Genomic DNA, 10,723 nt, shown 5'->3' with positions numbered 1-10,723 from the left:
AAGTAACGAACCTATTCTTTATTACAACCAGACAGTTGTTCTAAACCACGATCTCAGTAAACGCTTTATACTCATCAGAATTTTGTTTTTCAGTCCTAAATTAGTTGCTACAATTGTTTATTATTCAATAGAATCTTGCTGTTATGACATTTTTACAAAAGCTCCGCTTAATTTTTACCTTTGGTCAAGGTGTTGCCCTCCCCCTACCTGAAATTAGCGACGAGCAAGACCCAATAGAGTTTTTTAAGCATTGGTTTGAAGAAGCAAATGATTCAGGTATTTTGCTGCCTGAGGCTATGTCAGTAAGTACCTGTTCGGCCGATGGGCAGCCATCGTCACGTATGGTGTTGTTAAAAGACTTCGACCAGCAAGGGTTTGTTTTTTACACTAATTATGGCAGTAGAAAGTCGCAAGATTTAGCCGAAAATCAAAAGGTGGCGCTGCTATTTCACTGGAGCGTGCTACAGCGTCAAGTCCGTATTGAGGGTGTTGTTGAAAAAGTCGACCGTGACAAATCAGAGGCTTATTTTCATAGTCGCGATCGAGGCAGTCAAATTGGTGCCTGGGCGTCAAAGCAAAGTCAACGACTAAACAGCCGAGACGAATTAAAACAGCGCGAGCAACAATTTAAAGAACAGTTTTCAGCCCAAGAAGTGCCACTACCCGAGTTTTGGGGAGGCTTTCGTATTCGTCCTCAATACATGGAGTTTTGGCAAGGGCGCGCCAATCGTTTACACGACAGAGTCTGTTTTCAAAAACAAGACGATGCATGGCAACATTTTAATTTATACCCTTAACAACAGATAGCGCGAATAAAAAGCCAGTGACAATGTCACTGGCTTTTTATTCGCGTTGGCGAGCAATGCGCAATTACATATTCGGGTAATTCGGACCACCGGTACCCTCAGGCGTTACCCATGTAATATTTTGACTTGGGTCTTTAATATCACATGTTTTACAGTGCACGCAGTTTTGTGCATTAATCACAAACTGCTGCTCACCCTGTTCATCTTCAGTAACTTCATAGACACCGGCCGGACAGTAACGCTGTGCCGGTTCATCCCATTTATCAAGGTTCACTTTAATTGGGATTTCAGTATCAAGAAGTTTTAAATGACACGGTTGCTCTTCTTCATGGTTGGTATTCGATAGAAATACACTGCTCAATTTATCAAAGCTCAACACGCCATCTGGTTTAGGGTAATCAATTTTTGCACATTCACTGGCAGGCTTAAGTTGGGCGTAATCATGACTCTCATCACGGAAATTAAACGGTAACTTACCTGCAAAGAAGTTTTGATCTAAGGTATTGTATGCCCCGCCCATAATCGTGCCTAATTTATGAATCGCTGGCCCGAAATTACGGGTACGATACAACTCATCATATAACCAAGACTGTTTAAATTTGCTGGTAAAGGAAGTCAGCTCTTGACCACCTTCACAACCTGAAGCGAGTGCTTCAAACACAGATTCTGCGGCAATCATGCCCGACTTCATCGCCGTGTGATTGCCTTTAATTTTAGCGAAATTGATGGTACCGGCATCACAGCCGACTAATAGACCACCTGGCATAGTCATTTTAGGCAGTGAATTAAAGCCACCTTTGGCAATAGCTCGTGCACCATAAGAGACACGCTTACCACCTTCAAGATATTGAGCAAATTTAGGGTGATGCTTCAAACGCTGGAATTCATCAAATGGGCTAAGGTGAGGATTTGAGTAATTTAAGTCAATGATTAAACCCACAAACACTTGATTATTTTCAGCATGATATAGATAACCACCACCAGTCGTATCTTTATCTAACGGCCAGCCAGCCGTGTGAACCACTAAGCCTTCTTGGTGTTTTTCGGGATCAATGTCCCAAATTTCCTTAAAACCTAGGCCATAGTGTTGTGGCGAGCTGTCTTTATCAAGCTCAAATGAGTTGATTAATTGCTTACCTAAATGGCCACGACAACCTTCGGAAAAAACAGTATATTTCGCGCGCAGCTCCATACCTGGCATATATGAATCTTTTGGTTGGCCATCTTTATCAAGCCCCATATCGCCGGTGATCACACCAGCAACTTTACCGTCTTCAATAATGACTTCTTGGGCAGGAAAGCCTGGAAAAATTTCAACGCCCAAGCTTTCAGCTTGCTCTGCTAACCAACGACACACATTGCCCATAGAAACAATATAATTACCATCATTGTGCATGGTTTTCGGCACCAACGCGTTAGGCAGCTTCGTTGCCGCATCGGCATCTTTTAATAAATAAATATCATCGCCCGTCACTTGCGTCGTTAGTGGTGCGCCAAGTTCTTGCCAATTTGGAAATAATTCATTCATGGCACGCGGTTCAAAAACCGCACCCGACAAGATATGAGCTCCAACTTCAGAGCCTTTTTCAACCACACAAACCATTAACTCTTGTTCATTTTGCTGAGCTAATTGCATTAACTTACATGCTGTCGATAAGCCCGATGGACCGGCGCCAACAATGACAACATCGAATTCCATAGATTCTCGTTCCACGCTATCCCCTTAATCTAAAATACTGAGCTCTTTTAGTTTTTTAGAGCTTTTATTATTAATGGCCATCCGTTATACCACTTTTATTTACGTTGCGCGACTCCCAAACGGCCCTAGAATTGCGATTTATTAACATTATGATAATTTTACATTGACCTTTTAAGGACCACTTAGTAGTCTGTCCGGCAACTTTTCGAATACGTTTTGGTCAAAATTAAAGCGATTACTTCAAACACTTGTTTGACTATCACCCTTTAATCGTTTAATAAATAAGATACACAACATATTCTCATAATAAAAAACACAACAAGACTTCCCCTATAGGGATATATAACGAGGTAGCTATGAAAGTACTTGTACCTATCAAGCGCGTCATCGACTATAACGTCAAAGTACGTGTAAAGTCAGATAATTCAAATGTTGATCTGACCAATGTCAAGATGGCCATCAACCCATTTTGTGAAATTGCCGTTGAAGAAGCGGTTCGCTTAAAAGAAGCAGGCACCGCAAGCGAAGTAATTGCCGTATCTATTGGTGATAAGAGCTGTCAAGAACAGCTACGCACTGCACTAGCGCTGGGTGCTGATCGTGCCATTCAAATCGATACAGATGCCAACTTAGATGCACTTAATGTCGCTAAGCTATTGCAAAAGATCGTCGAAGAAGAGCAACCAGACATTGTCTTACTAGGTAAGCAATCTATCGATTCAGACAACAATCAAACAGGTCAAATGCTAGGTGCATTAACGGGCATGCCACAAGGTACCTTCGCATCTAAGGTTACCGTTGACGGTGACAAAGTTGCCGTTACTCGTGAAATTGATGGTGGTCTACAAACCGTATCACTGTCTTTACCTGCTATCATCACCACCGATCTTCGCTTAAACGAACCTCGTTACGCATCACTGCCAAATATCATGAAGGCAAAGCGCAAGCCACTAGATGTTAAGAGTGCTGCTGATTTTGGCATCGATTTAAGCCCACGCGCGACGTTACTTAAAGTGACCCCGCCAGCAGAGCGCCAAGCAGGCATCATTGTTGATAGCGTAGCCGAGTTGGTAGAAAAACTTAAAACTGAAGCGAAGGTGATCTAATGTCTATTCTAGTTATTGCTGAACACGATAATGTAAGCTTAAAATCTGAGAGCTTAAAAACCATCGCTGCGGCAGCTGCGATTGGTGATTCTATTGATCTACTGGTCGCTGGTTACAACTGTAACGATGTTGCAGAGCAAGCAGCCAAAGCAGCTGGTGTTAACAAAGTACTTGTTGCAGATGATGTCGCTTACGAACATCAGTTAGCTGAAAATATCTCTTTGTTAGTGACCGACATTGCGTCAGATTATTCACACATTTTAACGCCTGCTTCAACCACGGGTAAAAACTTTATGCCACGTGTTGCCGCGTTATTAGATGTTGCGCAAATTTCAGACATCATCGCTGTAGAAAGTGCAGACACTTTTGTTCGCCCTATCTATGCAGGTAATGCGATCGCAACAGTACAATCACACGATAGCACTAAAGTTATCACGGTTCGCGCAACAGCATTTGATGCGGTTGAACTAACCGGTAACGCTGAGCTGGTTACGTTAGCTATCGCCAAAGACGCTGGTATTTCAAGCTTCGTTGGTGCAGAGCTTACCGAGTCAGAACGTCCGGATTTAGGCGCTGCAAGCGTGGTTATCTCTGGTGGTCGCGGTATGCAAAATGGCGAAAACTTCCAATTACTAGATGGCATTGCCGATAAGCTTGGCGCAGCGATTGGCGCGTCTCGAGCCGCTGTTGATGCTGGCTTTGTACCAAACGACATGCAAGTTGGCCAAACGGGTAAAATCGTTGCCCCAGACTTATACATTGCTGTTGGTATTTCTGGTGCTATTCAACACTTGGCAGGTATGAAAGACTCAAAAGTCATTGTTGCTATCAACAAAGATGAAGAAGCACCTATTTTCCAAGTTGCTGATTATGGTTTAGTTGCCGATTTATTTGACGCACTTCCTGAGTTGGAAAAAGCACTATAAGGCACTAATGCCGATCAGTTAGGCATTATTAAAAGGATCAGTTGAACGATCCGCACAGTATGTAAAAATCCGATAAACATCGTTTATCGGATTTTTTTATGCACGTATCTCAGGCTCTAGACATCATCAACAACTTCAAGCCCAATCAAGTTGAAACATTGGCAGACATGCTGCCGTTAAAACTCATCGAAGAGGCCTATCAGCTTTCGGATACTGTGACGCTGAGAAAGCGAAAGTTAACTTTAGAATCTATGGCATGGTTACTTGTCGGTATGGCTATTTATAACGACAAGTCTATGGCAGATGTAGTAAACATGCTTGATATTGTTGATAGAGAAGGTAAGCCTTTTGTTGCTCCAAGCGCGCTCACTCAACGTCGAAAGGATTTAGGAGAGGCGGCTGCCAAAGCTTTGTTTGAATGTACGGGACGTCATTGGTATGAACATGCAAAATTACCGACGTGGAATGGGCTAACGTTGTTAGGCGTAGACGGGGTAGTTTGGCGGACAGAAGATACGCCACAGAATAATGAATCCTTCCTTAAGCCAACTAACCGTGATGGTCTTGAAACCCAGTATCCACAAGTACGTATGGTCTGCCAAATGGAATTAAGCAGTCATTTAATTACCGGCAGCGCATTTGATTGTTATAGCGTGAATGAAATGGTACTGGCCCAGCAATTAATTGAAACGACACCAGATAATAGTCTGACCCTATTTGACCGTGGTTTTTACTCGCTTGGCTTGCTGCACAAATGGCAAACAACGGGGACTGAACGCCATTGGCTTATACCGTTAAAAAAGAATACTCAATATGAAGTTATACGTAAGTTAGGTCGTCAGGATAAGCTTATCAAACTGACAAGCAATCCCCGAGCGAGAAAACTATTTCCTGAGTTACCAAAAGAGCTTATTGTCCGACTGATATCCAGAACGGTAAAGGGAAAGCAATATGATGTGCTTACATCCATGGTTGACCCTATGCGCTATCCTAGTGCGGACATAGCCGATTTATATAGTCATCGATGGGAAATTGAACTTGGCTACAGGGAGCAGAAGCAATATATGCTTGGCAACAGATTGACATTGAGAAGTCGTCTACCCGAACTCGTCAAACAGGAGCTCTGGGGCGTACTGTTAACCTATAACCTCATTCGGTATCAAATGGTCCAGATGTGCTACAGTCTCAAAGGCGACTATTTACCGTATCAGCTCAGCTTTAATGGCGCGCTTGCTCATATTATGAGATTGCTAGTCGGTCTTCCTTACTCATCGCCAGGCGCAGTTCCACAGCACCTTAAAAGCTTCTATAGTATGGCTGGAAGCCTCATATTAGAACCGAGAAGACAAAGAACATTCCCAAGGAGTGTAAAAAAACGACCTAGTCGTTATCCTAGAAAAAACAATGCCGCTCACCTTAAGTGAACGGCATTAACTATAAGGCACAGTCTTTTTATTGGCGTTAACGACCTACGCCAAATCTAAGCCACATTTAAGTAATAATACAAATGTAAAAGCCGATATTAATATCGGCTTTTTTGTTTTTCCAGAACACTAGCGATACAATAACGCATTATATTTTTATTGCAGTGCACACGTTATGCCATCATTACAAGACCAATTATCTCAACTTGTCTACTCCACCGACAAGGGACGTATTAAAGAAGAACCAAAGGCCGCTGAAGTCACCCCTAGTGATGGCTTTGCTTATGTTCGTCGCGAAACCAAAGGCCGTAAGGGTAAGGGCGTCGTTACCATTACTGGCTTAGGATTAGAGCCCAAAGAGCTTAAAGCTCTGGCCAAAAAACTAAAGCAAACCTGTGGCACTGGCGGTACTGTCGTTGGTGAAACCATTGAAATCCAAGGTGACAAACGAGACGTGATTAAACAAGTTCTTGAAAAACATGATTTTAAGGTTAAATTTATTGGTGGCTAAGCTGGTACAGCGAAGCAATGAGCATCAGCTGCTAAAGCTAAGCGAATAAAAATAAATCCCTAAAACTAAGCGAGCAACAACTAAGCCTTATCACGATGAGCTCCCACATGCTTGACAAATTAAATGGCTAGCCAAGCGTGCTCAATCAGTTGTTGCTCACCAACAAATACTTTGCCAACAAAACGGCTGCCCGCGTTTATTTCTCCAACTCCTTTTGGGGTACCCGTCATCACCACATCGCCGTCAACTAAGGTAGTGTATGATTGCAGTTGCGCTAAAATATCATCGGGCTTGTACATCATTAGCTTAATGCCACCGCTTTGCACTAATTGCTCATCAATCCATAACTCTAAACGCAAACTTGGCTCTATTTGCTCTATAGCAACAAAGTCACTAAACACGGCTGAGCCATCGAATGCCTTAGCTCGCTCCCAAGGTAAGCCCTTACTTTTTAGCTGACTTTGTAATTGACGCTTGGTTAAATCAAGTCCTAAGCCGACAGCTGAAAATCGACCTTGCTGGTATACAAAACATAGCTCGGCCTCGTAATGTAGTGGTTCACCGTGGACACTATTAAGCTCATGGCTCAAAGATGAATTTGGCTTGTTAAATACCACCATTTGCTCAGGTATTTCATTATTTAACTCTTGGATATGTTCGACGTAATTACGACCCACACAAACTATTTTTGATGGGGTAACACTTTGATTATTAACACAAATAGACTGCATGTTATTCTCTTGTATTTATTTTTAACGAAGCGACATTACTCGATTTAACTTAATCGCGCAAATAAGATTAGCGGACTCAAATTAGCGTGACGGCTGTATATCATAAGCACGCAATTTTATCGCAATGGTATTGTGAGAAACATTTAAACGCTGTGCAAGCTTTCTTGTACTCGGATATAAGGGGTATAGCTTGGTAAGTAAATTTCGCTCAAAATCTTGTTGCGCTTGTTGCCAGCTGTTTATCTTATCTATGTCTTGATTACTGATATTGTCAGCCGTTTCTAAACTGGCCGATGATACCTTGGTTAAAGGCTGATCCTGGGCCCCTAATACTTGACTTGGAATATATTCAACAATCTGACTGTCTGTCGTCGCAGCGATATGATAAATCACATTTTGTAATTGCCGTATATTACCCGGCCATTGGTAGCATAAAAGTTGCTCCATAGCTTGCTCAGACAATGTCATAGTCGGGCGGTTAACTTGTATTGCGGCATTATTTAAGAAGTGTTCAATCAACAACTCAATATCTTGCCCTCGTTGCCTTAGCGGCGGTAACGACAGCTGTAAAACATTCAAGCGATACAACAAATCTTGGCGAAATATGCCTTTATCAACCAAGCTTGGTAAATCCTGATGGGTAGCACTAATAATACGCACATCAACTTTTTTATCTTTGACATCACCCAAACGACGTAATCTTAAATCTTGTAAAAAACGAAGCAACTTTGCTTGCAACTGCGGTGTCATTTCAGCGATCTCATCAAGAAATACACTACCGCCATCGGCAAGCTCTAACAATCCCGGCTTGCCACCGCGCTTTGCATCGGTAAATGCTCCTGGTGCATAGCCAAACAACTCTGCTTCAAGCAAATGCTCGGGCATAGCCGCACAGTTTATCGCCAAAAACGGTTTACTCGCCCGCTGACCGCTATCATGCAGGCCTTTTGCTAAAAGCTCTTTGCCGGTGCCTGTTTCACCGGTTAACATCACTGGAAAAGGTAAGTTCGCAAAGCGCTTTAACTGCTGCTTTAGCTCACACATAGCAACGGATTCACCAATAACAGCATTAAGCCCCGACGGCGTTCCTTGTTGGTATTGACTTAACTGACGACCAACTTGGCCAATACTGCGCAAAATAATCACAGCGCCATTGATTTGGTTATCTGACTTTACTGGGGTGATATCGGCGTAATAATCGTTGCCAGCAAAGTTTACTTCTTGTGTCGTCGAATGACCGTTTAAATAAATGCGTAAACGCTGTTTAATGAATTGCTGTAACGTTTTGCCGACCAACTCAGTTTGCGCCATATTAACTTGCGCCAAAGCAGCCTCATTTGCACTGATAACTCGCCCTTGCTTATCTATATCAATGATAGGCTCAGGTATTTTTGCAAATAACGCCTGCAGTTGTTGCGTTTGCCGCTCACCTGGCAATAAAAATATCGGTTCAATACCATGAACACCATCAATTGCTAATATTTGTGCCGATAAACTGTCGTCGTATTGCTCTTCGTTTAGGTGTAAGTAAATATGATTATGCACCACCTCCATTGCAACAATATCGCAAGCATGCTCTGCGAGCACCGTAAGGATCTCTTGGGTGATCCCTAGCCTATCGGTGGAAATAATGTTTAAACGCATAATGACTCCGTATTTATCGCCAATAACATGGTACTAAGGTTTTAATTAAATCGGCATTAATACAGCAACTGTAACTCGCTATGGCGATGTAAATGAACGCGTCAATAGCGAATATGTAAACGTTCACGCCCTTGCTTTTACCTACAGCAAAAGCAACCCAATAAATTGCTAGACTCCAAATCTAACAAGAACCTTAATGTAACAAAAACCATAACGTAATAAAAACATTACACAGTAACAAAAATATTACAATTATAGATATAACATAAAAGTAAGCTAATCAATCAACTTTTATCGAGTTATCACGACACATAGCAATATAAAAACATGTCAGCTTACCCCCCTTTACAGTATCAAATGGACAATCGTAATAAATTTATTACAAATAAGTAGGGAGGCCCTTTAAAGTCAATTACTACAGCCCTTAGAACGCTACAAACATCAAGAAGATATATATAAACCACTGATAAACAAATGAAATATTTTTAAGGCAAGGTTTTTGCATTAATGGTATGACAAGGTTATGCACTGCGATAAAACACAGTTATGCATTCAATTTAATAATAACAGCCCCAAGTGTGAGAAAAACCATGAAGCAAGCAACAAAAGCGATTCACGCAGGAAAAAGTTCTGATTTACACGGCGCATTAACAACGCCGCTATACCAAACATCCACCTTTACGTTTGCAAATACAGAGCAAGGCGCAGCACGCTTTGCCGGTGAACAACAAGGTTACGTATATACCCGCTTAGGTAACCCTACAACCTCTGAACTGGAACAAAAGGTCGCTGCGCTAGAAAACATGGAAGATGCCGCTGCGACCGCAACCGGGATGGCTGCTGTATCATCCGCTATCCTTGCCAATGTTGGTGCCGGCGATCACCTTATCGCATCAAAAGCTTTATATGGTTGTAGCTATGCGTTTATTGCGCATCAACTTACCCGCTTTGGTGTAGAGGTAAGCTTTGTTGACATGAATAAACCGCAACAGATAATCAATGCCATTAAAGATAATACCCGTGCGATATTTTTAGAGACACCTATTAACCCGAATATGACGGTTGTTGACTTAACGATGATAGGTCAACTTGCCAAGCAATATCATCTTATCTCTATTGTTGATAACACCTTTCTTACTCCAATTTTGCAGCAGCCAAAGCAGTTTGATATTGACCTGGTTGTACATAGCGCCACTAAGTACTTAAATGGCCATGGTGATGTCGTAGCAGGCATTATTTGTGGTAGCCAAACGATGATCGAGCATATCAAACAAACTATCCTAAAAGACTTTGGTGGTACCATTAGTCCGCATGATGCTTGGCTGATAATTCGCGGTTTAAAAACACTCGACTTACGTATGCAACGCCATTGTCAAAATGCCCAACAGATTGCTGAATTTTTACAACAACAGCCGGAAGTAAATCAAGTTTACTATCCGGGTTTAGCGTCGCACCCAGGCTACCAGTACATAGGTAAGCAAATGAAGGCTGCGGGAGGGGTTATTGCTTTTGAACTTGACGCTGATCTGCAACAATCTACACAATTTATTAATCAACTAAAGTTATTTTCTATTGCGGTAAGTTTGGGGGATGCGGAATCGCTGATCCAGCACCCCGCCTCAATGACTCATTCAGCCTATTGCCCTGATGAGCGACGGAAAGCAGGGATCAGCGATAATTTAATACGGATATCGGTAGGCTTAGAAGACGTTGAAGACATTATCGCTGACTTATCACAGGCATTAGCATTGTTTACAGCGCAACAGTCTAAGTCTGCTCATCTAAGCATGTCGCGCTAAGGTTGGTAATGCACTAATCGATGTATGACCGTCTAGGCAAGCAAAGATTGTGACATCTGAACTAAAGGCAATGTCGT

The 10,723-nt window shown here is 42.2% G+C and carries 9 protein-coding genes; 6 read left to right on the top strand and 3 right to left on the bottom strand.

What is annotated here, in order from left to right; translation table 11 throughout:
• Positions 1-143: 143 nt before the first annotated feature.
• The gene (gene pdxH, locus ACAX20_RS04370) at positions 144-797 is read left to right on the top strand and encodes a pyridoxamine 5'-phosphate oxidase (protein WP_371188867.1); all 654 of its coding nucleotides are present in this window, start codon (positions 144-146) and stop codon (positions 795-797) included.
• Between the two features lie 73 nt (positions 798-870).
• On the opposite strand, the gene ACAX20_RS04365 is transcribed toward pdxH, so the two are convergent.
• Positions 871-2,505, bottom strand: coding sequence for an electron transfer flavoprotein-ubiquinone oxidoreductase (locus ACAX20_RS04365; protein WP_371189576.1), 1,635 nt, complete (start codon positions 2,503-2,505; stop codon positions 871-873).
• A 356-nt stretch (positions 2,506-2,861) separates the two neighbouring features.
• Between ACAX20_RS04365 and ACAX20_RS04360 the strand changes: the two genes are divergently transcribed.
• From ACAX20_RS04360 to ACAX20_RS04345, 4 genes are all read left to right on the top strand, one after another.
• Positions 2,862-3,611 carry an electron transfer flavoprotein subunit beta/FixA family protein gene (locus ACAX20_RS04360; protein WP_371188865.1) on the top strand — a complete coding sequence of 250 codons (750 nt, stop codon included), beginning with the start codon at positions 2,862-2,864 and terminating at the stop codon, positions 3,609-3,611.
• A complete protein-coding gene (locus ACAX20_RS04355) occupies positions 3,611-4,537 on the top strand; it encodes an electron transfer flavoprotein subunit alpha/FixB family protein (protein WP_371188864.1) in 927 nt (308 codons plus the stop codon). The genes ACAX20_RS04360 and ACAX20_RS04355 overlap by 1 nt, the downstream gene beginning before the upstream one ends.
• 98 nt (positions 4,538-4,635) lie before the next feature.
• Positions 4,636-5,961: an IS4 family transposase gene (locus ACAX20_RS04350; protein ID WP_371185183.1), complete on the top strand. Its 1,326-nt coding sequence runs from the start codon at positions 4,636-4,638 to the stop codon at positions 5,959-5,961.
• A gap of 175 nt (positions 5,962-6,136) precedes the next feature.
• Positions 6,137-6,472 (top strand): stress response translation initiation inhibitor YciH, encoded by a 336-nt coding sequence (locus ACAX20_RS04345; RefSeq protein ID WP_371188862.1) that lies wholly within the window; start codon positions 6,137-6,139, stop codon positions 6,470-6,472.
• A gap of 119 nt (positions 6,473-6,591) precedes the next feature.
• On the opposite strand, the gene ACAX20_RS04340 is transcribed toward ACAX20_RS04345, so the two are convergent.
• Positions 6,592-7,203: a fumarylacetoacetate hydrolase family protein gene (locus ACAX20_RS04340; RefSeq protein WP_371188861.1), complete on the bottom strand. Its 612-nt coding sequence runs from the start codon at positions 7,201-7,203 to the stop codon at positions 6,592-6,594.
• 81 nt (positions 7,204-7,284) lie between these two features.
• On the bottom strand, positions 7,285-8,847 hold the full coding sequence (locus tag ACAX20_RS04335) for a sigma 54-interacting transcriptional regulator (RefSeq protein WP_371188859.1): 1,563 nt from the start codon (positions 8,845-8,847) through the stop codon (positions 7,285-7,287).
• A 590-nt stretch (positions 8,848-9,437) separates the two neighbouring features.
• Here ACAX20_RS04335 and megL point away from each other — a divergent pair.
• On the top strand, positions 9,438-10,646 hold the full coding sequence (gene megL, locus ACAX20_RS04330) for a methionine gamma-lyase (RefSeq protein WP_371188858.1): 1,209 nt from the start codon (positions 9,438-9,440) through the stop codon (positions 10,644-10,646).
• Positions 10,647-10,723 lie beyond the last annotated feature (77 nt).

The sequence above is a fragment of the Thalassotalea sp. Sam97 genome (assembly GCF_041379765.1).
GTDB lineage: Bacteria > Pseudomonadota > Gammaproteobacteria > Enterobacterales > Alteromonadaceae > Thalassotalea_A > Thalassotalea_A maritima.
This window is presented reverse-complemented; position numbering and strand designations above follow the sequence as displayed.